This window comes from Pseudomonas flavocrustae (assembly GCF_029872515.1).
GTDB lineage: Bacteria > Pseudomonadota > Gammaproteobacteria > Pseudomonadales > Pseudomonadaceae > Chryseomonas > Chryseomonas aestiva.
Genome location: NZ_JAPDIQ010000021.1, coordinates 1 through 22,103 on the forward strand (window position 1 = coordinate 1; position 22,103 = coordinate 22,103).

Here is a 22,103-nt window from a genome sequence, read left to right on the forward strand (position 1 = left end):
CCCCCACGGTGCCCACCGAGCCCGACATCGTCACCTCGGCGGTGCTGTCCATCCAGCTCGGCGCCCAGGACCAGCTCAGCCGGCTGCCACGCAGCCGCCTCGAACAGCTGCTGGAGCGCTATCGTGACTGCCTGCAGCAGGCCACCGAGCTCTACGATGGCGAACTCCACACCCTCAAGGACGGCGGCAGCCTGATTCTCTTCCACGAACGCAGTGACGACGACGACTACCTGACCCGCGCGCTCTGCTGCGGCGAGATCATGCGCGCCCTCGGTCATGCGCTGCAGGTGGAAGTGGTCGGCAGCGGTGCAACCCTGCAGCTGCAACTGGGTCTGACGCAGGGCGAACGCCTCGCCGGCCTGGAGCTTGCCCAATTGCTGGAAAACACCACCGTACGCAATGCCCAGGCGCTGAGTCGCCACAGTCGCAACCTGTTGCTGGTCGAGCAGAGCATCGCCGAGGACGAGCTGCTGCGTAAACGCGCCCGTATCCGCACCATCGCCAGCCCCGCCGGGGCCAGTTGCGTGGAACGTCTCCTGGAACCCTACTCCGCGACGCTGGAGCGTCACCTGGTCCGGCTCGAGGCGCGGTAACGCGCCCGCCGACCCCACCTATGAGCGCCCTCCTGCCCCGTCTCGCCCTTGCCGCGCTGTTGCTGGCGGCCTGCGCTGTCCAGGCGGCGCCCAACGCGAGCAGCGTGAGACTGCCCGATGGCGGGGTCTATACCGGCGAAATCGTCAGCGGCCTGCTCAATGGCAGCGGACGCATCGAGTGGCCCAATGGCAACTGGCTCAAGGGCCGCTTCAAGGACGGCCTGGCCGAGGGGCCTGGCGAGCAGCAATTCGCCGATGGCACCTACTACCAGGGCACCTTTCGCCGCGGTCTCTACCATGGCCAGGGCAACCTGATCAGCAGCAGCGGCTGGGAATACCACGGCAGCTTCGTCAACGGCCGCATGCAGGGCCAGGGGTCCAAGCTCGACAGCGATGGCACCCAGACCATCGGCACCTTCAACGACGGCCACCTCAACGGCGTCGGCCAGTGGCAGGAGCCGGGCGGCGATCGCTATGACGGCGAATTCGTCGACGACCAGTTCGAAGGCGCCGGCGTCTATCGCAGTGCCGGCGGCGATCTCTGGCGCGGGCGCTTCAGTGGCGGCGAGCTGACCGGCAACGGCGAATTCGTCGGCAGCGACAGCAGCCAGTATCGCGGTGCCTTCCGCAACTGGAAGTTCGACGGCCAGGGCGTGCTCACCAACAGCGACGGCAGCGTCTACCGCGGCAACTTCGCCGACGGCGTCTATGCCGGGATGGGCGTCCTGACCCGCGCCGACGGCCAGGTGGAACGCGGTCTCTGGGAGGGCGGCAAGCGCATCCGCGACGACCAGGGGCAGTACATCGCCGATCCTCTGGAACGCGCCCTGCTCGACCAGGGCAAGGTGCTCGACCAGGAATTGCAGCAGATCCCGGCGTCCACCCCCGCCACCGAACTCTATGGCCTGGTCCTGGCCGGTGACGGAGGCCAGGGCGTGTTCCAGCGCGAAGCCAACTATGTGGCCAACTTCCTGACCACCACCTGGGGCGCCCGCGACGTCGTCCACCTGATCAACGCCAAGGACATCCGCAGCGACCATCCGCTGGCCACCCGCGAGAATCTCTACCAGAGCCTGCAGGCGCTGGCCCAGCGCACCGGTCCGGAAGACCTGATCCTCATCTACCTGACCAGCCACGGCTCGGCCGACCATCAGCTGGTGCTCTCCCAGCCGGGCCTGGATCTCTCCAGCCTGCCAGCGGCGGAGCTCGGCCGCCTGCTCGCGCCGCTGCGCGGCCGCGACAAGCTGATCATCGTCTCCAGCTGCTACAGCGGCGGCTTCATCCCGCAACTGCAGGACGACCACACCCTGGTGATGACCGCCTCCAAGGCCGATCGCACCTCCTTCGGCTGCACCGACGAAGCCGATTTCACCTACTTCGGCCGCGCCCTGTTCGCCGAGGCCTTCCAGCACACCGACGATCCCGAGCAGGCCTTCCAGCGCGCCCGCGACACCGTCTCGGTACGCGAGAAGACCGAAGGCTTCGACCCGTCCGAGCCCCAGCTCTGGGCACCGCCAGCCGTCCTGCAGAAGTGGCGCGCCTGGCGCGCGGGTCGCTGAGAGCCGCCTTTGCCTTGGGGCTTTGACGAACAACCGGAACGCCTGAGGTCCAACCTGACATCAGCGGTCGCCGCTACAAGGAGAGCCCCGTGTACCTGACGCCTCAGCATGCCCTCATCGCCGGCGCCACTGGCCTGACCGGCGAACACCTGCTCGACCGCCTCCTCAACGAGCCGACGGTCCCCCGGGTGCTGGCGCCGACCCGTCGCCCGCTGGCGGAACACGCCCGGCTGGACAATCCGGTGGGTGATCTCAACAGCCTGCTGCCGACCCTGGAAGGCCCGCTGGACGTGGCCTTCTGCTGCCTGGGCACCACCATGAAGCAGGCCGGCTCCGAAGCGGCCTTTCGCGCCGTGGATTACGGCCTGCCCCTGGCGGTCGGCCAGCGCGCCCTGGAACTGGGCGCCCGTCACTACATCGTGGTCAGCGCCATCGGCGCCGATCCGCAGTCCTCGATCTTCTACAACAAGGTCAAGGGCGAACTGGAAGAAGCCCTACGCGCCCAGGGCTGGACGCAACTGACCCTGGCGCGACCGTCGCTGCTGATCGGCCAGCGCCAGGAAGAACGCCTGGGCGAGCGCCTGGCCGCCCCCTTGTCGCAATGGCTGCCCGGCAAATGGCACGGCATCGAAGCCGCCGTCCTGGCCCGCGCGCTGTGGCGCCTGGCCCTGGAAGAAGGCAAGGGCGTGCGGGTGGTGGAATCGGACGAGCTGCGCAAGCTGGGACGTTGAAGGCGTAGCTCAAGGGGCTGGGTTACAGCCCTCGCGGTCATGGCGGTCCGCCGATGCGGCCGCTCCTGCAGGTGAGCCCCGCAAGGGTCGATCAGGCGTTCCGAAGACCTATTACCGCCGCTCCTTCCCAGAATAGCCCTCCCCTCAAGGAGAGGAGGCGCCTCACAATGAACTCACCCGTGGAAAAGGCTGCGCCGTTTTCCACGCTACGAAGCCTGCACAAGCCCCTAACCGCTCGGAAAGCCCCTATCCGTTGGGGAGAGGGCTGGGGTGAGGGCGCGCCTCACAAAGAACTCACCAACGGAAAAGGCTGCGCCGTTTTCCACGCTACGAAGCCTGCACAAGCCCTTAACCGCTCGGAAAGCCCCCTCTCCCTTGGGGAGAGGGCTGGGGTGAGGGCGCGCCTCATGAAGAACTCACCAACGGAAAAGATTGCGCCGTTTTCCACGCTACGTGGCTATCACGGCCCTTCAGGCCGGCTGCGCCAGCACCATCTGGTCGACTTCCTGCACCAGCCAGTCGTGCAGGGCGCGCAGGCGGGGATCGGCCAGGGCGCCCTGGGCATAGAGCAGCATGTACCTCTTGTGCGCCGGCACTGAACGGCCAAAGGGCGGCACCACCAGCACGCCCCGGGCCAGTTCGTCGGTGATCAGGGCGCGGCGGGCGATGGCGACGCCCATGCCGGCGATGGCCGCCTCGATGGTCAGGTGGTTGCGATTGAAAGTGTGCCCCCGCCGCACATCCAGCGCCGGCGCGCCGATACTGGCCAGATAGAACTCCCATTCGGCGTATTCGTAGCTGCCGCGCCAGGCGGTGATGTCATGCAGCAGCGGATAGAATTCCAGGTCCTCCGGCTGCTCCAGCGGCGGTCGCCCCACCAGCAGGCTAGGCGCGCAGACCGGAAAGATCTCTTCGTCCATCAGCGGCGTCGAGGCCAGGCCCGGATAGCTGCCGTCGTTGAGATCGATGGCGAGGTCGAATTCGCCCTCGCGCAGCGACCAGCTGCTGTCTTCGGCCACCAGCCGCAGTTGCAGGTCGGGAAAGCGCGCCTGCAGCCGCGGCAGCCGCGGGGTCAGCCATTTGCCCAGGAACGAGGGAATCGACCTGAGCCGTACCACGCCGCCGAACTGGCCGGCATTGAGGCGGCGCAATTCGGCGTCGATCAGTCCATAGGCCTGGTTCAGGGTGGTCGACAGGCGCTGGCCCTCGGCGGTCAGCTCCAGGCCTCGGGCCACCCGGTGAAACAGCTTGAAGCCCAGGCGCTCCTCCAGCTGGCGCATCTGCTGGCTGATGGCGCCAGGCGTCACGTGCAGCTCTTCGGCGCAGCGCGTGAAGGAGAGATGGCGTGCGGCGCAGACGAACACCTGCAACCAGGCCTGGGTTTGGGCATTGAGGATCCGGCTCATCGATGAGTTCCGCTAAAGGATCGCTTAGAAGCTTTCGTTTGTGCGAGTTGGAGGCTTATCACCACTATGAGCCATCCGCCGGCACCTTGTCTGGCGACCATTCAAGCTCAATCAGGGATTACCGACATGGCCATCAGCGTCTTCGACCTGTTCAAAATCGGCGTGGGTCCGTCCAGCTCCCATACCGTGGGCCCGATGCGGGCCGGCGCCCTGTTCGCCCAGCGCCTGGTCGACGAAGGTCTGCTGGAGCAGGTCAAGCGGGTCGAGGTGCGCCTCTATGGCTCGCTGTCGGCCACCGGCGTCGGCCATGGCACCGACCGCGCCACCCTGATCGGCCTGATGGGCGAATGGCCGGATCGCGTCGATCCCGCCGCCGTGGAGCCGCGTATCGAAGCCCTGCGCAACGAGCGCACGCTGTTGCTGGCCGGGCGCCAGGCGGTCCATTTCAACTGGCAGGAAGACATGCTGCTGCTGGAAGAAAGCCTGCCCTACCATCCCAATGCCATGACCCTGACCGCCTTTGGTACCACCGGTGAAGTGGCTGAAGCCACCTACTACTCCATCGGTGGCGGCTTCGTGGTGGACGCCGCCCAGGCCGCCAGCGGCGTGCTGGACAACGACACCACCGAACTGCCCTATGACTTCTCCAGCGGCGCCGAGCTGCTGCACCTGTGTCGCAGCCATGGCCTGGGCGTGGCCGAGCTGATGCTGGCCAACGAAAAAAGCTGGCGCTCCGAGGAAGAGATCCGCAGCGGCCTGCTGCGCATCTGGAACGTGATGCGCGAATGCGTGCAGAACGGTCTCGCCAACGAGGGCATCCTGCCCGGCGGCCTCAAGGTGCGCCGGCGCGCCGCCCGCCTGCACCAGAGTCTGCAGGCCATCGGCAAGCCCAACGTCATAGGTTCCACCCTCTCCGCCATGGAATGGGTCAACCTCTTCGCCCTGGCGGTGAACGAGGAGAACGCCGCCGGCGGGCGCATGGTCACCGCCCCCACCAACGGCGCGGCCGGAATCATCCCGGCGGTGCTGATGTACTACATGAAATTCAATCCCGACGCCTGTGACGACGATGTGGTGCGCTTCATGCTGGCCGCCGCCGCAGTCGGCATCCTGTGCAAGAAGAACGCCTCCATCTCCGGTGCCGAGGTGGGCTGCCAGGGCGAGGTCGGCTCGGCCTGCGCCATGGCCGCGGCCGGTCTGGCCGAGGTGCTGGGCGCCAGTCCGGCGCAACTGGAAAACGCCGCCGAGATCGGCCTGGAGCACAACCTGGGACTGACCTGCGACCCGGTCGGCGGCCTGGTGCAGGTGCCCTGCATCGAGCGCAACGCCATCGCCGCGGTCAAGGCGATCAATGCCGCCCAGATGGCCCTGCGCGGCGACGGCGAGCACTTCATCTCCCTCGACCAGGTGATCCGTACCATGAAGGAAACCGGCGCGGACATGCACAGCAAGTACAAGGAAACCTCGCGCGGCGGTCTGGCCGTGACCTTCGTGGAGTGTTGAGAGGCGCTTGATCACTCCAGTGCGGCGTATATACTCCTGCGTATATACGCCTCTAGGAGACGTCCATGGCCGAAGCCCGCGTGTTCAAGTCCGGTAACAGCCAGGCCTTGCGCCTGCCCAAGGAATTTCGCTTCGAATCGGATCGGGTGGAAATCTTCCGCCGCGGCGACGAGATCGTCCTGCGGGAATTGCGGCCAGATGCCGCCGATATCTTCGACACCCTGGCCGCGCTGTCATTGGCGACCCTGGAACGGGAAGACAGCCCACCCCAGGCGCGGGAAGAGTTCTAGTGCCTGCTCGCTACCTGCTCGACACCAACATCTGCATCTACATCGCCAAGCACAATCCGCCGCAGGTCCGTGAGCGCTTCGCCCGGCATGGTCGCGATGAACTGGCGATGTCTGCGATCACCTGGGGTGAGCTCTGTCATGGCGCGGCCAAGAGTCAGCAACCCGAGCGCACCCGGACGATCCTGGAACAGCTCCGCCAGCAGATCGCCGTGCTGGAGCTGGATACGGAATGCGCCGAACACTATGGCGCCATCCGCGCCGAGCTGGAGCGCCAGGGCAAGATCATCGGCAACAACGATCTGTGGATCGCCGCCCATGCACGCGCCAGGGCGCTGATCCTGGTCAGCAACAATCTGCGGGAATTCAGCCGGGTCGCCGATCTGGCCTGCGAGAACTGGACAGCAGCCGATTGAAACGGCACGGTCGGCTCCGACCTAGACACAAGGAACGCCCATGAGCCTCGACTCCGTCCGCCAGCACCTCGCGCGCATCGCTCCCGACCTCGAGATCCTCGAGGCCACCACCAGTACCGCGACCGTCACCCTCGCCGCGGCCGCCCACGGCGTGGAACCGGGGCGGATCGCCAAGACCCTGGGACTGAAAGTTGGGGAACAGCTGTTGCTGCTGGTGGCTCGCGGCGATGCACGCCTGGACAACCGCAAGCTCAAGGCCGCCTTCGGTGGCAAGGCCAAGCTGCTCGATGCTGACACCGTGGAAGGCCTCACCGGGCATCCGGTGGGTGGCGTCTGCCCGTTCGGGCTGGCCACCCCGCTGCCGGTCTATTGCGACGAATCGCTGAAAGCCTTCGACGAGGTGCTACCGGCCGCGGGTGCCATCCACAGTTGCGTGCGCCTCACCCCGGAGCGGCTGGCCGCCCTCAGCGAGGCGCGCTGGGTGGATGTCTGCGCCCTGGGCGATCAGCGCAGCTGATCGTTCTTTTCCACGTCGCGCCGGTCCTTGTTCAATACCACGCAGGCGTAGTAGCCGCCGCCGAGCAGGATGAGCGCGAGCAGGCTGAAGAGAATCATGAAGATACCATCGTCCATGGCTGCCTCCGAGGGATGCCAGAAAGGGATGGGTAAAGCTTAGGCCCCAAGGCGCTCGCGTTACAGCAGCAGGTAGACACGGGAAAAACCGGATCAGATGGCGCCGTGCTCGCTATAGTGACGGTCTCCCCTGCCCTGGCCCTGCATGAAGCGCTACGAAAGATTCGCCGACCAGCTCGCCATCCTGATGACCCGCGGCGTTCTCGCCCCCGGCGAGCGGCTGCCGTCGGTGCGCAACGCCAGCCAGACCCACGGCATCAGCCCCTCCACGGTGTTCCAGGCCTATTACCTGCTGGAGAGTCGCGGGCTGATCGAGGCCCGCGAACGATCCGGCTATTTCGTCCGCGAACCGGCCCGGGCGCGGGACGCGGCGCCACTGCTGGCGCCCCTGGAGGGCACCGAAGTCGCGGTAAGCGACCTGGTCTATTCGGTGCTGCAGTCGCTGCAGGACCCGGACATCGTCCCCTTCGGCTCGGCCTTTCCCAGCCCCGATCTCTTTCCCCTGGCGCGCCTGGCCCGCAGCATGGCCCACGGCCTGCGCGACCTGCCCGCCCAGGATCTCACCGCCTACGTCACCCCCGGCCATCCCGAACTGCGGCGGCAGATCGCCCGGCGCTACGGCCTGGCCGGCATGCCCGAGGTCGGCGAAGAACTGGTGATCACCCACGGCGCCCTGGAAGCCCTCAACCTGGGCCTGCAGAGTCTGACCCGCCCCGGCGATCTGGTCGCGGTGGAAAGTCCGGCCTTCTACGCCAGCCTGCAGGTACTGGAGCGGCTGCAGCTCAAGGCGGTGGAAATCCCGGTGGACCCCGAGCACGGCCTCAATCTCGATGCCCTGGAAGAGGCCCTGACCCGCCTGCCGATCAAGGCCTGCTGGTTCATGAGCGGCCTGCAGAATCCCACCGGGGTCAGTCTCGACGACCGCTCCCAGCAGCGCCTCTATGGCCTGCTGCAACGCCATCAGGTGCCGCTACTGGAAGACGACGTCTATGCCGAGCTCTACAGCGGCAGCGAACCGCACCGCCCCATCAAGCGCTTCGACCACGACGGCCTGGTGCTGCACTGCGGCTCCTTTTCCAAATGCCTGGCGCCCGGCTATCGGATCGGCTGGATCGCCGCCGGTCGTCAGGCGGGAGCCGTCGCCCGGCTGCGACTGATGACCACCATCACCCCCTCGATGCCGGCCCAGGCCGCCCTGGCCGACTATCTGCAGCACGGCGGCTACGATCGCCACCTGCGTCGCCTGCGCCTGAGTCTCGACCGCCAGCGCCAGGCCATGCTGGCCGCGGCGCGGCGTTATTTTCCCGCCGACACCCACGTCAGCCGGCCCCAGGGCGGCTACTTTCTCTGGTTCGAACTGCCGCAGCGCGTGGACAGCCTGGCGCTCTACCGCCAGGCCCTGGCCGAGGGCATCAGCCTGGCGCCGGGGCCGATCTTTTCCGCGCAGCAGGGCTTTCGCCACTGCATCAGACTCAATTGCGGTCATCCCTGGGACGCCCGCAGCGAGGCGGCCATGGCCAGGCTTGGCGAGTTGCTGAAGGCGTTCTAGAGGCCGCCACGCACACTGCCCCGCCCACCGATGGCGGCAGGCAGGGACAACGGCAGCAGCAGGGTATCGAGCAGGGCGCTGGCGGGCAGGTCCAGCACCGGCCAGGCCGGCGCCTCGGCACCGAAGCGCTCCTGGGCGCAGCAGCCGCCCTGCAGCGCATAGAGATCCAGCCGGGTACCGGCATAGACCACCGGCGCGCCGGGCTTGGCGGCGTCCAGGGTGCGCGCCGTGGCGCAGCCGCCGAGGAGCAGCATGGCCGTCAGCAGCAGACCGAGGCGCACCGCCCTAGTCATCGTTGCCGGACAGGTGATGTTCGCCCCAGCGCGGCAGCATGTCCTGGGGGATGCCCAGGGTATTGAGGATGCGCGCCACCACGAAGTCCACCAGGTCGTCGAGGGTCTGCGGCTGGTGGTAGAAGCCCGGCGAAGCCGGCAGGATGGTCACGCCCAGGTTGGACAGCTTGAGCATGTTCTCCAGGTGGATGCTGGAGAACGGCGACTCGCGTGGCACCAGGATCAGCTGCCGTCGCTCCTTGAGGGCCACGTCGGCGGCGCGCTCGATGAGGTTGTTGCTGGCGCCGGTGGCGATGGCCGAGAGGGTGCCGGTGGAACAGGGGCAGACCACCATGGCCGCCGGGGCGCTGGAACCGGACGCCGGCGGCGCCATCCAGTCGCTCTGGCCGAATACCCGTACCTGGCCAGGGGCCGCGCCGGTGTATTCGGTGAGAAAGGCCTGCATGGCCTGGGGCTTGGGTGGCAGCACCACGTCGGTCTCGGTGGCCATCACCAGTTGCGCGGCCTTGGAGATGAGGAAGTGCACCTCGCGCTCCTCCTGCACCAGGCAGTCCAGCAGGCGCAGGCCGTACTGGGAGCCGGAGGCGCCGGTCAGCGCCAGGGTGATGCGTTCCGGGCCGGCCATCATGCCTGCTCCAGGGCCGCGGCCAGCTTGCCGTGCAGTCCGCCGAAACCGCCGTTGCTCATGATCACCACGTGGGTGGGTCCGTCCAGCTCGGCCTGGACCCGCGTGATGATGGCGTCCAGGGAATCGCAGACCACCGCCGGTACGGCGCAGGCCTCGGCCGTTCCGGCCAGGTCCCAGCCCAGATTCGGCGGGGCGTACCAGATGACGCTGTCGGCGCCGGTGACGCTGTCCGGCAGGCCGTCACGGTGGGCGCCCAGTTTCATGGAATTGGAGCGCGGCTCGATGACGGCGATGATCCGCTCGCCACCGACCCGGGCGCGCAGCCCCTGCAGGGTGGTGGCGATGGCGGTGGGATGGTGGGCGAAGTCGTCGTAGACGGTCACCCCACGCACCTCGGCGACCTTCTCCATGCGCCGCTTCACGCTACGGAATTCGCTCAGGGCGGCGACGCCCATGCTTGGCACCACCCCGACATGACGAGCCGCCGCCAGGGTGGCCAGGGCATTGGCCACGTTGTGCTGGCCGGTCAGTTCCCAGTTCACCGTGCCCTGCACCTCGCCGTCGAACAGCACCTCGAAGCGCGAGCCGTCCTCGGCCAGCAGGCGGGCCTGCCATTGGCCGCCAGCGCCGGTGGTCTGTACCGGGGTCCAGCAGCCCATCTCCAGCACCCGCACCAGGGCCGTTTCGGCAGTGGGGTGGATGATCAGGCCGCTGCTGGGAATCGTCCGCACCAGATGGTGGAACTGCCGCTCGATGGCCGCGAGATCCGGAAAGATGTCCGCGTGATCGTATTCCAGGTTGTTGAGGATGGTGGTCCGCGGCCGGTAGTGGACGAACTTGGATCTCTTGTCGAAGAAGGCGCTGTCGTATTCGTCGGCTTCCACCACGAAGAAGGGCGTGCCACCCAGGCGCGCCGAGATGCCGAAATTCTGCGGTACCCCGCCGATGAGAAAGCCCGGACTCATGCCGGCGTGCTCCAGCACCCAGGCCAGCATGCTGGTGGTGGTGGTCTTGCCGTGGGTCCCGGCGACCGCCAGCACCCAGCGACCCTGCAGGACGTGCTCGGCCAGCCACTGGGGACCGGAGACATAGGGCAGCCCCTGGTCCAGCACGTATTCCACCGCCGGATTGCCGCGCGACAGGGCGTTGCCGATCACCACCAGGTCCGGCGCCGGATCGAGCTGGGCCGGATCGTAACCCTGGGTCAGCTCGATGCCCTGGGCCTCCAGCTGGGTGCTCATGGGCGGATAGACGTTGGCATCGGAGCCGGTCACGCGATGGCCGGCTTCCTTGGCCAGCACCGCGAGCGACCCCATGAAGGTGCCGCAGATACCGAGGATGTGGATGTGCATGACAGGCGGGCTCCGCTGCAGAATTAACGGCGGCAAGGTTAGCACGGGGTGCCGCGCCGCCGGAGCGATGGCCGTCGCGGATAACCCGGCGCTGCGCCCGCCCCGGCCGGCAGGATTTCGACTAGAGTGCGCAAGGCATCCCTGGCTTTCCGGATGCCCGCATCGCCGTAGGTCCGTTCGCCCTGATAACAAGCACAAGAGGTCGACCATGCTGAAACACCTGCTGATCACCGCTGCAACCCTCTCCTTCGCCAGCCTGGCCCTGGCCGCCGCACCAACCAAGGTCGCCGACACCGCCCTGGGCAAGGTGCTCGTCGACGGCAAGGGCATGACGCTCTACACCTTCGCCAAGGACAGCGCGGGCAAGTCCGCCTGCAACGGTCCCTGCGCCTAGAACTGGCCACCGCTGACAGCCGCAGCAGGCGCCAAGGCCGCCGATGGCTACAGCCTGGTGACCCGCGACGACGGCAGCCAGCAATGGGCCTACCAGGGCAAGCCGCTCTACACCTGGGTCAAGGACAGCAAGCCGGGCGATACCAGTGGTGATGGGGTCAATCAGGTCTGGCACGTGGCCAAGCCCTGATGCCCGGGCGCTGCCTGCCCAACACGGGCAGCGCCTTATCTATCAAATAGTTTAATATTTCATAATCATTCATTTTTAATGATAAGCGAGCAGACTTAGCCTGAAGGCCTTCCCTTTCAGGAGCCCTGCCATGCCGCTTTTCGCCGCTGTCCCCGAGCAGGCACTCAGACCCTTCAGCCAGCTCGACCGCCCCCTGGAGGTCATCCGCCAGTTCACCCCCAACTGGTTCGCCGTGACCATGGGCACCGGCGTGCTGGCCCTTGCCCTGGCCGCCTGTCCCTGGCGGTTTCCTGGATTGCCCGTCCTCGCCGAGGGCCTCTGGCTGCTCGCTGTACTGCTGTTCTGTCTGTTCTCCGGGCTCTATGCCGCGCGCTGGTTGCTGTTCTTCGACGAGGCCCGCGAAATCTTCGCCCACGCCACTGTCTCGATGTTTATCGGCACCATCCCCATGGGCCTGGCCACGCTGATCAACGGCCTGTTGCTGTTCGGCCTGCCGCGCTGGGGCGCGGCGGTGGTGCCCCTGGCGCTCGGCCTCTGGTGGCTGGATGCGGCCATGGCGCTGGCTTGCGGAGTGCTGATCCCCTATCTGATGTTTACCCGCCAGGCGCATCGCATCGACCAGATGACCGCCGTCTGGCTGCTGCCGGTGGTGGCCGCGGAGGTGGCGGCGGCCAGTGGTGGCCTGCTGGTGCCGCATCTGGCGGTCAGCGAGCAATTCAGCGTGCTCGTCGCCAGCTATGTGCTCTGGGCCTATTCGGTCCCGGTCGCCCTCAGCCTGCTGGTGATCCTGCTGTTGCGCCTGGCACTGCACAAACTGCCGCCGGCCAGCATGGCCGCGTCGAGCTGGCTGGCGCTGGGCCCGATCGCCACCGGCGCCCTGGGGCTACTGGTGCTGGGCAGCGCTGCGCCCGCGGTGTTCGCCGCCCATGGCCTGGTCGGTATTGGCGAGATCGCCCGGGGCCTGGGCCTGCTGGGTGCGCTGCTGCTCTGGGGCCTGGGACTCTGGTGGCTGGCGCTGGCGGTGCTGGTGACCCAGCGCCAGGCCCGGGACGGCATGCCCTTCAACCTGGGCTGGTGGGGCTTCACCTTTCCCCTGGGCGTCTATGCCCTGACCACCCTGCGCCTGGGCGAAGCCCTGGCGGCGCCCTTCTTTACTGGCCTGGGCGCCGTGCTGGTGCTGCTGCTGGCGCTGCTGTGGACCCTGGTCGCCAGCCGCACCCTGGCCGGCGCCTACCGCGGCAGTCTGTTCGTCTCGCCCTGCATCGCCCACCTGTGCAAGCAGGTGCGCTAGAGCCTGCTCAAAGGCTCGCGAGCTAGAGTCAAACAAGGCCTAGGCGGCCCCGCGAAAATAGCTGAGGAAGCGGATCGGACTCGCGCTCGAGTTTACAAAGAGTAAATGAGCATTCCGACGGGGCTGGCCTTCCAGGCCATTTTCAACGCCGTTTGGCCGACGCGCAGCAGACTTTGAACAGGCTCTTAGTCCTGGGGGCGCTGCAGGCCGTGCTGGTGCAGCCAGCGATAGAGGGTGTTGCGACTCACCCCCAGGCGCTTGGCGGCGCGGGTCATCTGCCAGTGGCAGTCGTCCAGCACCGCACGCAGTTCCTCGCGGGCGCTGTCGACCGGCACCGCGCTGGACGGCAGCGGCAGCCGGGCGCCACGGCAGTCGACGGGTAGCTCGTCCAGGCCGATCTGGCCATCTTCGCTCAGGGCCACCAGGGTGCGCAGCACGGTACGCAACTGGCGGACATTGCCCGGCCAGGGGTGCGCCAGCAGGCAGGCACGCGCGGCCGGATCGAGGTCGATCGCCTCGCCGCGGGCCTCTTCGGCCAGCAGCTGATCGAGCAGTTCGCCACGGTCACTGCGCTCGCGCAGCGCCGGCAGGGTCACTACCAGGCCGCGCAGGCGATAGTAGAGGTCTTCGCGAAAGCTGCCGGCCGCCACCAGGGCCTCCAGGTCCCGGTGACTGGCGCTCACCAGGCGCAGGTCCAGGGCGCGCGGCGCCCCGCCGCCGAGCGGGACCACCTGGCGCTCTTCCAGCACTCTGAGCAGCCGGGTCTGCAGCGCCAGCGGCATGTCGCCGATCTCGTCGAGAAAGAGGATGCCGCCATCGGCCTGCTGCAACTTGCCGGCCATGCCTTCCTTGCGCGCTCCGGTGAAGCTGCCGCCGCGATAGCCGAACAGCTCGCTTTCGATCAGGGTTTCCGGGATGGCCGCGCAATTGAGGGCGACGAATGCCTGGCCGGCGCGACTGCTGGCGCGGTGCAGGGCGCTGGCGAAGGCTTCCTTGCCGGTGCCGGTCTCGCCGTGCAGCAGCACCGGCACGTCACGCTCCAGCACCTTGAGCGCCCGGGTGAAATCCCGTGCCAGGGCCGGATCGGCCAGGCAGATGCCGCTGGGCAGGGGCGCCTTGGGCACCGCCACCGGGATGACCGGTCGTACCTGAGGACCGCGTACCAGGCCGTGGAAGCCCTGGCCCTGGCGGCCACGCAACGCCCAACAGGCGCTGGGTTGCGGGCGGGCGCGCTCCAGCAGCTCGTCCTGCCGCAACTCGAACAGGCTTTCCATCCGCTGCCCCAGCACCGCACTGCGCGCCAGCCCCAGCAGCATCAGCGCGGTCTCGTTGGCGGCGTTGATCCGCCCCTCTTCATCAAAGGCCAGCAGGCCCTCGCTGAGCAGGCCGACATAGGCCGCCTGGGCATGGAAGCGCAGCAGATAGCCATTGGCGTAGCGGTCGAGGAAATAGCAGCTCTCGATCAGCTTGGCCGAGAGATTGACCAGCGCCATGGTATGGAACTGACCCTGGCGCGAGGCGTCCTGGCGGGCGCTGGAGACGTCCAGCACCGCCAGCAGCTCGCCGGCCGGATCGAAGACTGGACTGGCCGAGCAGGTCAGCTGGGTATGGCGACTGCGAAAGTGTTCGTCGCGGTGGATGGTCAGCGCCTGGCGCTCCACCACGCAGGTGCCGATGCCGTTGGTGCCCTCGCAGGCCTCGCTCCAGTCGGCGCCCAGCCACAGGCCGGCCTGCTGGAAGGTTGCGCGCTCGGCGTCGGCGGTGACGCAATCGAGGATCAGCCCGCGGGCATCGGTGAGCAGCACGGCATGGCCGGCGCCGCCCAGTTGCTGGTGCAGGGAATTCATCTGCCCACGAGCGATCTGCAGCACCCGCTGCTGGCGCTGGCGGTGCTCGTCGAAGCGGGCGCGCTCCAGCACCCAGGGTGCTACCGGCGCGGCCGGGTCCAGCTGGTGTTCGTCGAGACAGCGCCGCCAGGAGCGGGCGATGGCCGGATCGCTGGCCGGGCCGTCGAGGACGGCGCCGCGGGCGAGTTCGAGCACCTGGCTGGCATGACGATCGGACGGGGTAGCGGCCATTGTCGTTGTCCTCCGCGGGGCGTCTGCGCGGCCTCCAGCATAGGCCAAATCGGGCGGACTGGGCACTCTGTCACCCCCAGGTGACAAGCTGTCACGCCAAGGGGTGACAGCTCTGTCACAGTGGCAGCTGGCGGCTTTCCCCGGAAAAGACTGCAAGGCCGCAACCATGCGGGTTCGCCCGACTTGGCCCGCGCCTTGCTCAGGATCGGAGCGCCGCTCTTCCTACAAGAACAAACAGGAGACCCACCATGCGCTACGCAGCTCCCGGCACCCAAGACGCCCTGCTGACCCTGCAGGCCCGCTACGGCAACTACATCGGCGGCGAATTCGTCGCCCCGGTGAAAGGCCAGTACTTCACCAACACCTCCCCGGTGAACGGCTCGGTGATCGGTGAATTCCCCCGCTCCGACGCCGCCGACATCGAACGCGCCCTGGACGCCGCCCATGCCGCCGCCGATGCCTGGGGCCGCACCTCGGTGCAGGACCGCTCGCTGATCCTGCTCAAGATCGCCGACCGCATCGAACAGAATCTGGAAAAACTGGCCGTCGCCGAGACCTGGGACAACGGCAAGGCGGTGCGCGAGACGCTCAACGCCGACGTGCCCCTGGCCGCCGATCACTTCCGCTACTTCGCCGGCTGCATCCGCGCCCAGGAAGGCAGCGCCGCCGAGATCAACGACAACACCGCCAGCTACCATTTCCACGAGCCGCTGGGCGTGGTCGGCCAGATCATCCCCTGGAACTTCCCGCTGCTGATGGCCGCCTGGAAGCTGGCCCCGGCGCTGGCCGCCGGCAACTGCGTGGTGCTCAAGCCCGCCGAGCAGACCCCGCTGTCCATCACCCTGTTCGTCGAGATGGTCGGCGACCTGCTGCCGCCCGGCGTGCTCAACGTGGTGCAGGGCTATGGCAAGGAGGCCGGCGAGGCCCTGGCCACCAGCACCCGCATCGCCAAGATCGCCTTCACCGGCTCCACCCCGGTGGGTTCGCATATCCTCTCCTGCGCGGCCAAGAACATCATTCCCAGCACCGTGGAACTGGGCGGCAAGTCGCCCAACATCTACTTCGAAGACATCATGCAGGCCGAGCCGAGCTTCATCGAGAAGGCCGCCGAGGGTCTGGTACTGGGCTTCTTCAACCAGGGCGAGGTCTGTACCTGCCCGTCGCGCGCCCTGGTGCAGGAATCCATCTACGCCCCCTTCATGGAAGCGGTGATGAAGAAGATCGCCCAGATCAAGCGCGGCGATCCGCTGGACACCGAGACCATGGTCGGTGCCCAGGCTTCCCAGCAGCAATTCGAGAAGATCGTCTCCTACCTGGAGATCGCCCGCGAGGAAGGCGCCGAATTCCTCACCGGCGGCAACGTCGAGAAACTGCAGGGTGATCTGGCCAGCGGCTATTACATTCAGCCTACCCTGCTCAAGGGCCACAACAAGATGCGCGTCTTCCAGGAAGAGATCTTCGGCCCGGTGATCGGCGTCACCACCTTCAAGGACGAAGCCGAGGCCCTGGCCATCGCCAACGACACCGAGTTCGGCCTCGGCGCGGGCGTCTGGACCCGCGACATCAACCGCGCCTACCGCATGGGCCGCGGCATCAAGGCCGGCCGCGTCTGGACCAACTGCTACCACCTCTATCCCGCCCACGCCGCCTTCGGCGGCTACAAGAAATCCGGCGTCGGCCGTGAAACCCACAAGATGATGCTCGACCACTACCAGCAGACCAAGAATCTGCTGGTCAGCTACGACATCAATCCGCTGGGCTTCTTCTAGAGGCGACCTGTAGACCCCGGGGTGCGGCCGCCACTGGCGCTACCCCGGGGTCAAGGTCGCTCCGCGAAGACGACGCCTGGATCGCGCGCCTCAGCAGGACGTCGGGGCGCGCCTCCCACCTGACCTGGATCAACACCCCCGCCCCGTGGGTGGCCGACGCTAGACGCAGCGGCCGCCCGTGGTGGACAGGTGCGTCCCGGCGCAGGCCCCGTCTGGCTTCATCCACGCATCATGCCTCCATGAGGGACTCGTCATGCCTAAAACAATGAAAGCCGCTGTCGTCACCGCCTTTGGCAAACCCCTGGAATTCCGCGAAGTCGAGGTGCCCACCCCGGGTGCCGGCCAGGTACTGGTCAAGATCGCCGCCAGCGGCGTCTGCCACACCGATCTGCATGCCGCCCAGGGCGATTGGCCGGTCAAGCCCAATCCGCCCTTCATCCCCGGTCACGAAGGCGTCGGCCATGTGGTGGCGGTGGGCGCCGGGGTCACCCATGTCAAGGAAGGTGACCGGGTCGGGGTGCCCTGGCTGTATTCCACCTGCGGTCATTGCGAGCATTGCCTGGGCGGTTGGGAGACCCTCTGCGAATCCCAGCAGAACACCGGCTATTCGGTGAACGGCGGCTTCGCCGAATACACCCTGGCCGATGCCGGCTACGTCGGCCGCCTGCCGGACAACGTCGGCTTCGTCGAGATCGCGCCCATCCTCTGCGCCGGGGTCACCGTCTACAAGGGCCTGAAGATGACCGACACCCGCCCGGGCAACTGGGTGGTGATCTCCGGCATCGGCGGCCTCGGCCACATGGCGGTGCAGTACGCCCGGGCCATGGGCCTGAACGTGGCGGCGGTGGACGTGGACGACCGGAAGCTCGACCTCGCCCGCCGCCTGGGCGCCGAGGTCACCGTCAACGCCCGCGAGCAGGACCCGGCGGCCTACCTGAAGAAGGAGATCGGCGGCGCCCATGGCGCCCTGGTCACGGCGGTGTCGCCCAAGGCCTTCGAGCAGGCCATCGGCATGACCCGCCGCGGCGGCACCATCGCCCTCAACGGCCTGCCGCCGGGTGACTTCCCGCTGTCGATCTTCGACATGGTGCTCAACGGCACCACGGTGCGTGGCTCCATCGTCGGCACCCGCCTGGACCTGCAGGAGGCGCTGGACTTCGCCGGCGAAGGCAAGGTCAAGGCCACGGTGAGCGCCGAGCCGCTGGAGAACATCAACGACATCTTCGCCCGCATGCACGGCGGCGGTATCGAGGGTCGGGTGGTGATCGACATGGCGCTGGGCTGAGAACCAGCGCGCCACTCCCGCGTCGGCCCCGGCGCGGGAGTGAACCTTTCGCCCACCCTGACCTCTGAGCGGCTGGCGTTTTTTCCCGGCGCCGATCTCGACCAGGCCACAAACGCTGGCCCCGGCTGCCCTTATAATCGCCGCCGGACCCTCGCAACTACGGTAGGCACGCCCCATGGAATTCAACCCGATCGATCTGATCCTGCACCTCGACGTCTATCTCAGCGGGTTGGTAGCCCAGTACGGCACCTGGATCTACGTCATTCTCTTCGCCGTGATCTTCTGCGAGACGGGTCTGGTGGTCATGCCCTTCCTGCCCGGCGACTCCCTGCTGTTCATCGCCGGCGCCCTCTCCGCCCTTGGCGACATGGACCCCTATCTGCTCGCCGGCCTGCTGATGTTCGCCGCGGTGGCGGGCGACAGCACCAACTACCTGATCGGCCGCTTCGCCGGCGACAAGCTGTTCAGCAACCCCCATTCCAAGATCTTTCGCCGCGACTACCTGCTGCGCACCCAGGCCTTCTACGAGCACCACGGCGGCAAGACCATCACCCTGGCGCGCTTCCTGCCCATCATCCGCACCTTCGCCCCCTTCGTCGCCGGCGTGGGCCGCATGCACTATCCCTACTTCCTCGCCTACAGCGTGCTCGGCTCGCTGCTCTGGGTCGGCGGTCTGGTGAGCCTGGGCTACTTCTTCGGCAACGTGCCCTTCATCAAGCAGAATCTCACCCTGATGGTGCTGGCGATCATCGGTATCTCCCTGCTGCCGATGATCCTCGGCCTGATCAAGAGCCGGCGCGCCGCGGTCCAGAGCGGAGTCTGAGTCCTTGGGTTTCTGGCGCGCCTGGCGCGAACGGCGCCTGCTGGAGCGGGTCGCCATCGCCGACGAGCTCTGGGCGCGCCTGCGTCAGCGCCTGCCGATCCTCGATGGCCTGAGCGCCGCGGAGGACACCTGGTTGCGCGAGCACTGCGTGCTGTTTCTCGCCGAGAAGCGCCTGACCCTGCTCCAGGGCCTGGAACTGGACGACGGCGACCGCCTGCTGCTGGCCGCCCAGGCCCTGCTGCCGCTGCTGCACCTGCCGGAAGCGGCGCTCTATCCCAATGTCCGCGAGATCGTCGTCTACCCCGACGCCTTCGTCAGCCCGCAGCGCCATCGCGACGAAGGTGGCCTGGAACACGAGTGGGACGAGGAACGCGACGGCGAAGCCTGGGATCGCGGCCAGGTGGTGCTGGCCTGGCCCGGCATCCAGGCCAGTGGTGGCTGGGAGGCCTACAACCTGGTCATCCACGAATTCGCCCACCTCCTCGATCTGCTCGCCGGCGGTCTGTGCAACGGCCAGCCGCCGCTGCACGAAGGCATGCCCCAGGCGGCCTGGACCGGCGCCCTGCAAGGCGCCTATGACGACCTCAATCGCCAGCTCGACGCCGATCCGGATGCGCAGACTGTCCTCGACCCCTATGCGGCAGAAAGCCCCGAGGAATTCTTCGCTGTCGCCTGCGAGTATTTCTTCAGCGCGCCCGACCTGCTCGGCGAACACTATCCGGCCGTCTACGGACAGCTGCAGCAGTTGTTCCGCCAGGACCCGCGCAGCCGTCTCGCCGCGAGCCTGGCGAGCATGCAACAGCCGACACCCCCGGGGTCCGAGGCTCGAACCCCGATCTGAAAGCGCCTATACTCCCGGCCACTTTTCCCAACCGACCAGAGGGACCCGTTCATGAGCTACAGCAAGATTCCCGCCGGCAAAGACCTGCCGAACGACATCTACGTCGCCATCGAGATTCCGGCCAACCACGCGCCGATCAAGTACGAGATCGACAAGGACAGCGACGCCCTCTTCGTCGACCGTTTCATGGCCACCCCCATGTTCTACCCGGCCAACTACGGCTACATCCCCAACACCCTGGCCGACGATGGCGATCCCCTCGACGTGCTGGTCGTGACCCCCTACCCGGTCGCTCCCGGCGCCGTGATCCGCGCCCGTCCGGTCGGCGTGCTGCACATGACCGACGAAGCCGGCGGTGACGCCAAGCTGATCGCCGTCCCCCACGACAAGCTGAGCGTCCTGTACAAGGACGTGAAGGAATACACCGACCTGCCGGCCCTGCTGCTGGAGCAGATCAAGCACTTCTTCGAGAACTACAAGGATCTGGAGAAGGGCAAGTGGGTCAAGGTCGAAGGCTGGGGCGACGCCGACGCCGCCCGCGCCGAGATCACCAAGGCCGTGGCCGCCTACAAGGGCTGATCCACGCTCCTTTCGAAAAGCCCGGCTCGCCGGGCTTTTCTGTTTCCGGACGTCACACCGGGCACACCGGGCTTCCTATCCGGCGGCAAAGCGACTACCCTGCACCCCTCGTCGCCATCCGCGACCCTGCGCCGATCCGCCATCTGCCGATCGCCGCCGGAGGCCCCAGGCCTCTTTCTCATCTGCCCGGCAAGGGCAACCCGGGCGGGCCGGGCTCACCAAAAATCAGCTCAACCCGCCCTCTAAAGCCGGCCACAAGCCGGCTTTTTTGCGCCTGCCGTTCGAGTAGCGCATAACAGGCGCAGCGGAGCGACGACCGGTACGGATGCCAGCCGCCCAGGCAGAGCCTTTCGCCCATGTCGGCACCCTGCGTCGGGCCGCCAGGCAAACTCACGAGAAACTCAGGGCCGTTACTCAGGGTCGACCGGAGACGAGTCCGCCCCGAGTCGCCATCATGTCCCGCCGTCTGCGCCTGCCTCTTTACCTCCTCATCGGCCTGGTCGTCCTGCTGCTGTGCCTGCACCTGGCCGCGCCGCTGCTGATCCGCCACTACCTCAACGACAGGCTGGCGGACATGGGCGACTATCGTGGCCAGATCACCGACGTGGACCTGGCCTGGTGGCGCGGCGCCTATCGCATCGAGGGGCTGGAGATCGTCAAGGTCAACGGCAAGGTACCGGTGCCCTTTCTCAAGGCGCCCAGCATCGACATCGCGGTGAGCTGGCGTTCGCTGTGGCGGGACCATGCCATCGTCGGGCGCCTTGTCTTCGATCGACCCGAACTCAACTTCGTCGACGGCGGGACGCGCAAGGAACAGTCGCAGACCGGCGCAGGCACCGACTGGCAGGATCAGGTCGACAAGCTGATCTCCATCACCCTCGACGAGGTGCGAGTGGTCAATGGGCGGGTGACCTTTCGCAACTTCAACTCCAAGCCCCAGGTGAATCTGGCGGCCACCGACGTCAACGCCAGCCTCTACAACCTGACCAACGCCGCCGACGCCCAGGGCGAACGCATCGCCCACTTCGAAGGCAAGGCCGCCGTGCTCGGCAGCGCGCCGCTGGAAGCCAGCGCCCGTTTCGATCCCTTCAAGAACTTCATCGACTTCGACTTCCGTCTGCGGGTGACCGACATTGACCTGCCCAAGCTCAACGACTTCGCCCGTGCCTACGGCAAGTTCGATTTCCGCGCCGGCAGCGGCGACGTGGTGGTGGAAGCGAGGGCGGTGGATGGCCAGCTCAGCGGCTACGTCAAACCCCTGATGAAGAACGTCGACATCTTCGACTGGCAGCAGGACGTCGAGAATCGCAACAAGAACGCCCTGGAAAGCGCCTGGGAAGCCGTGGTCGGCACCGCCCAGACCCTGCTCAAGAATCAGCGCCGCGATCAGTTCGCCACCCGGGTCGACCTGTCCGGCAGCGTGAAGAACCAGGACATCAGCCCGTTGCAGGCCTTTTTCAATATCCTGCGCAATGCCTTCGTACGGGCCTTCAGCGCCCGCTATGACGCGGATTGAAGCTCTCGTAGGTTGGCGCTGAGCACAGCGAAGCCCAACGGCTTAATTTTGGCGTTTGGCCACCCGCACCCCAGCCCTCTCCCAGCGGGAGAGGGGGCGATTGGATTCCGTAGCGTGGAAAACCGCGCAGCGTTTTCCACTAGCTCGCACGGGTGCCAACGGTGGACAAGGCTGCGCCGTTATCCACCCTACCCGTACGCTCCCGTAGGTTGGCGCTGAGCGCAGCGAAGCCCAACACCTCCTCACCTGATAAACAATCGATACGCCGGATTCTCGGTCTCGTCCCAGTAGCGATAGCCGATGGCATCCAGCGTCGCCAGCAGCTCCGGCCGTTCGGCCTGGCTGGCTTCCAGCCCGGCGAACACCCGGCCGTCCGCCGCGCCGTGGT

The 22,103-nt window shown here is 67.1% G+C and carries 21 protein-coding genes and 2 pseudogenes; 16 read left to right on the plus strand and 7 right to left on the minus strand.

What is annotated here, in order from left to right; translation table 11 throughout:
- From OMP44_RS24615 to OMP44_RS24625, 3 genes and pseudogenes are all read left to right on the plus strand, one after another.
- Window positions 1-593, plus strand: a pseudogene (locus tag OMP44_RS24615) (histidine kinase); the annotation flags it as partial.
- Window positions 594-613: 20 nt separating this feature from the next.
- Window positions 614-2,152, plus strand: a complete 1,539-nt coding sequence (locus tag OMP44_RS24620; protein ID WP_273862763.1) for a C13 family peptidase — start codon at window positions 614-616, stop codon at window positions 2,150-2,152.
- Window positions 2,153-2,241: 89 nt separating this feature from the next.
- A complete protein-coding gene (locus OMP44_RS24625; RefSeq protein WP_017642883.1) occupies window positions 2,242-2,883 on the plus strand; it encodes an oxidoreductase in 642 nt (213 codons plus the stop codon).
- A gap of 470 nt (window positions 2,884-3,353) precedes the next feature.
- On the opposite strand, the gene OMP44_RS24630 is transcribed toward OMP44_RS24625, so the two are convergent.
- Window positions 3,354-4,289, minus strand: coding sequence for a LysR substrate-binding domain-containing protein (locus OMP44_RS24630; RefSeq protein ID WP_273862762.1), 936 nt, complete (start codon window positions 4,287-4,289; stop codon window positions 3,354-3,356).
- Window positions 4,290-4,415: 126 nt separating this feature from the next.
- On the opposite strand from OMP44_RS24630, the gene OMP44_RS24635 reads away from it, so the two are divergent.
- The 4 genes from OMP44_RS24635 (at window position 4,416) to OMP44_RS24650 (ending at window position 7,012) form a co-directional block, all read left to right on the plus strand.
- On the plus strand, window positions 4,416-5,792 hold the full coding sequence (locus tag OMP44_RS24635; protein WP_273862761.1) for an L-serine ammonia-lyase: 1,377 nt from the start codon (window positions 4,416-4,418) through the stop codon (window positions 5,790-5,792).
- A gap of 65 nt (window positions 5,793-5,857) precedes the next feature.
- The gene (locus OMP44_RS24640; RefSeq protein ID WP_133862345.1) at window positions 5,858-6,082 is read left to right on the plus strand and encodes an antitoxin; all 225 of its coding nucleotides are present in this window, start codon (window positions 5,858-5,860) and stop codon (window positions 6,080-6,082) included.
- Window positions 6,082-6,495: a type II toxin-antitoxin system tRNA(fMet)-specific endonuclease VapC gene (gene vapC, locus OMP44_RS24645; protein ID WP_133862346.1), complete on the plus strand. Its 414-nt coding sequence runs from the start codon at window positions 6,082-6,084 to the stop codon at window positions 6,493-6,495. Before OMP44_RS24640 ends, vapC begins: the two co-directional genes overlap by 1 nt.
- Before the next feature lie 40 nt (window positions 6,496-6,535).
- A complete protein-coding gene (locus tag OMP44_RS24650; RefSeq protein WP_133862347.1) occupies window positions 6,536-7,012 on the plus strand; it encodes a YbaK/EbsC family protein in 477 nt (158 codons plus the stop codon).
- On the opposite strand, the gene OMP44_RS24655 is transcribed toward OMP44_RS24650, so the two are convergent.
- A complete protein-coding gene (locus OMP44_RS24655) occupies window positions 7,000-7,128 on the minus strand; it encodes a hypothetical protein (RefSeq protein ID WP_007161186.1) in 129 nt (42 codons plus the stop codon). The two genes, OMP44_RS24650 and OMP44_RS24655, sit on opposite strands and share 13 nt — an antisense overlap.
- Before the next feature lie 145 nt (window positions 7,129-7,273).
- Here OMP44_RS24655 and OMP44_RS24660 point away from each other — a divergent pair, with 145 nt between their 5' ends.
- A complete protein-coding gene (locus tag OMP44_RS24660) occupies window positions 7,274-8,677 on the plus strand; it encodes an aminotransferase-like domain-containing protein (RefSeq protein WP_280311558.1) in 1,404 nt (467 codons plus the stop codon).
- On the opposite strand, the gene OMP44_RS24665 is transcribed toward OMP44_RS24660, so the two are convergent.
- Genes OMP44_RS24665 through mpl form a run of 3 tightly spaced genes read right to left on the minus strand, consistent with a single transcriptional unit; the run spans window position 8,674 to window position 10,950 of the window.
- Window positions 8,674-8,970 (minus strand): YceK/YidQ family lipoprotein, encoded by a 297-nt coding sequence (locus OMP44_RS24665; protein ID WP_187980979.1) that lies wholly within the window; start codon window positions 8,968-8,970, stop codon window positions 8,674-8,676. The two genes, OMP44_RS24660 and OMP44_RS24665, sit on opposite strands and share 4 nt — an antisense overlap.
- A complete protein-coding gene (gene ubiX / locus OMP44_RS24670; RefSeq protein ID WP_007161189.1) occupies window positions 8,963-9,595 on the minus strand; it encodes a flavin prenyltransferase UbiX in 633 nt (210 codons plus the stop codon). The genes OMP44_RS24665 and ubiX overlap by 8 nt, the downstream gene beginning before the upstream one ends.
- A complete protein-coding gene (gene mpl / locus OMP44_RS24675) occupies window positions 9,595-10,950 on the minus strand; it encodes a UDP-N-acetylmuramate:L-alanyl-gamma-D-glutamyl-meso-diaminopimelate ligase (protein WP_187980978.1) in 1,356 nt (451 codons plus the stop codon). Before mpl ends, ubiX begins: the two co-directional genes overlap by 1 nt.
- Before the next feature lie 208 nt (window positions 10,951-11,158).
- Between mpl and OMP44_RS24680 the strand changes: the two are divergent.
- Both OMP44_RS24680 and OMP44_RS24685 read left to right on the plus strand, forming a co-directional pair.
- Window positions 11,159-11,533 (plus strand): annotated as a pseudogene (locus OMP44_RS24680) (COG4315 family predicted lipoprotein).
- 130 nt (window positions 11,534-11,663) lie between these two features.
- On the plus strand, window positions 11,664-12,824 hold the full coding sequence (locus tag OMP44_RS24685; RefSeq protein WP_187980976.1) for an SLAC1 family transporter: 1,161 nt from the start codon (window positions 11,664-11,666) through the stop codon (window positions 12,822-12,824).
- A gap of 185 nt (window positions 12,825-13,009) precedes the next feature.
- Here the strand turns inward: OMP44_RS24685 and OMP44_RS24690 are convergent, their stop codons facing one another.
- Window positions 13,010-14,902: a sigma-54-dependent Fis family transcriptional regulator gene (locus tag OMP44_RS24690; protein ID WP_280311559.1), complete on the minus strand. Its 1,893-nt coding sequence runs from the start codon at window positions 14,900-14,902 to the stop codon at window positions 13,010-13,012.
- 248 nt (window positions 14,903-15,150) lie between these two features.
- Here OMP44_RS24690 and exaC point away from each other — a divergent pair, with 248 nt between their 5' ends.
- The 6 genes from exaC (at window position 15,151) to OMP44_RS24720 (ending at window position 21,715) form a co-directional block, all read left to right on the plus strand.
- Window positions 15,151-16,671, plus strand: coding sequence for an acetaldehyde dehydrogenase ExaC (gene exaC / locus OMP44_RS24695; protein WP_208693003.1), 1,521 nt, complete (start codon window positions 15,151-15,153; stop codon window positions 16,669-16,671).
- Window positions 16,672-16,924: 253 nt separating this feature from the next.
- Complete coding sequence (gene adhP, locus OMP44_RS24700; RefSeq protein ID WP_187980973.1) at window positions 16,925-17,956, plus strand: alcohol dehydrogenase AdhP; 1,032 nt, start codon at window positions 16,925-16,927, stop codon at window positions 17,954-17,956.
- Window positions 17,957-18,131: 175 nt separating this feature from the next.
- Window positions 18,132-18,779, plus strand: coding sequence for a DedA family protein (locus OMP44_RS24705; protein WP_133862356.1), 648 nt, complete (start codon window positions 18,132-18,134; stop codon window positions 18,777-18,779).
- 4 nt (window positions 18,780-18,783) lie between these two features.
- Entirely contained in the window at window positions 18,784-19,620 is an 837-nt protein-coding gene (locus OMP44_RS24710) for a M90 family metallopeptidase (RefSeq protein ID WP_273862755.1), read from the plus strand.
- A 51-nt stretch (window positions 19,621-19,671) separates the two neighbouring features.
- Window positions 19,672-20,199: an inorganic diphosphatase gene (gene ppa / locus OMP44_RS24715; RefSeq protein ID WP_007161198.1), complete on the plus strand. Its 528-nt coding sequence runs from the start codon at window positions 19,672-19,674 to the stop codon at window positions 20,197-20,199.
- A gap of 454 nt (window positions 20,200-20,653) precedes the next feature.
- Complete coding sequence (locus OMP44_RS24720) at window positions 20,654-21,715, plus strand: AsmA family protein (protein ID WP_273862754.1); 1,062 nt, start codon at window positions 20,654-20,656, stop codon at window positions 21,713-21,715.
- A 242-nt stretch (window positions 21,716-21,957) separates the two neighbouring features.
- Here OMP44_RS24720 and OMP44_RS24725 read toward each other — a convergent pair.
- The coding region (locus OMP44_RS24725; RefSeq protein WP_280311560.1) for a hypothetical protein at window positions 21,958-22,103 on the minus strand (146 nt) is incomplete at its 5' end.

Excerpts from the sequence above, each read along its gene's own strand:
- OMP44_RS24685 (WP_187980976.1), top strand. The coding sequence starts at position 11,664 with ATGCCGCTTTTCGCCGCTGTCCCCGAGCAGGCACTCAGACCCTTCAGC.
- OMP44_RS24705 (WP_133862356.1), top strand. The coding sequence starts at position 18,132 with ATGGAATTCAACCCGATCGATCTGATCCTGCACCTCGACGTCTATCTC.
- ppa (WP_007161198.1), top strand. The coding sequence starts at position 19,672 with ATGAGCTACAGCAAGATTCCCGCCGGCAAAGACCTGCCGAACGACATC.
- ubiX (WP_007161189.1), bottom strand. The coding sequence starts at position 9,595 with ATGGCCGGCCCGGAACGCATCACCCTGGCGCTGACCGGCGCCTCCGGC.
- OMP44_RS24660 (WP_280311558.1), top strand. The coding sequence starts at position 7,274 with ATGAAGCGCTACGAAAGATTCGCCGACCAGCTCGCCATCCTGATGACC.
- mpl (WP_187980978.1), bottom strand. The coding sequence starts at position 10,950 with ATGCACATCCACATCCTCGGTATCTGCGGCACCTTCATGGGGTCGCTC.
- OMP44_RS24650 (WP_133862347.1), top strand. The coding sequence starts at position 6,536 with ATGAGCCTCGACTCCGTCCGCCAGCACCTCGCGCGCATCGCTCCCGAC.
- OMP44_RS24690 (WP_280311559.1), bottom strand. The coding sequence starts at position 14,902 with ATGGCCGCTACCCCGTCCGATCGTCATGCCAGCCAGGTGCTCGAACTC.
- exaC (WP_208693003.1), top strand. The coding sequence starts at position 15,151 with ATGCGCTACGCAGCTCCCGGCACCCAAGACGCCCTGCTGACCCTGCAG.
- OMP44_RS24630 (WP_273862762.1), bottom strand. The coding sequence starts at position 4,289 with ATGAGCCGGATCCTCAATGCCCAAACCCAGGCCTGGTTGCAGGTGTTC.
- OMP44_RS24640 (WP_133862345.1), top strand. The coding sequence starts at position 5,858 with ATGGCCGAAGCCCGCGTGTTCAAGTCCGGTAACAGCCAGGCCTTGCGC.
- OMP44_RS24720 (WP_273862754.1), top strand. The coding sequence starts at position 20,654 with ATGTCCCGCCGTCTGCGCCTGCCTCTTTACCTCCTCATCGGCCTGGTC.
- OMP44_RS24655 (WP_007161186.1), bottom strand. The coding sequence starts at position 7,128 with ATGGACGATGGTATCTTCATGATTCTCTTCAGCCTGCTCGCGCTCATC.
- OMP44_RS24635 (WP_273862761.1), top strand. The coding sequence starts at position 4,416 with ATGGCCATCAGCGTCTTCGACCTGTTCAAAATCGGCGTGGGTCCGTCC.
- OMP44_RS24620 (WP_273862763.1), top strand. The coding sequence starts at position 614 with ATGAGCGCCCTCCTGCCCCGTCTCGCCCTTGCCGCGCTGTTGCTGGCG.
- OMP44_RS24665 (WP_187980979.1), bottom strand. The coding sequence starts at position 8,970 with ATGACTAGGGCGGTGCGCCTCGGTCTGCTGCTGACGGCCATGCTGCTC.
- adhP (WP_187980973.1), top strand. The coding sequence starts at position 16,925 with ATGCCTAAAACAATGAAAGCCGCTGTCGTCACCGCCTTTGGCAAACCC.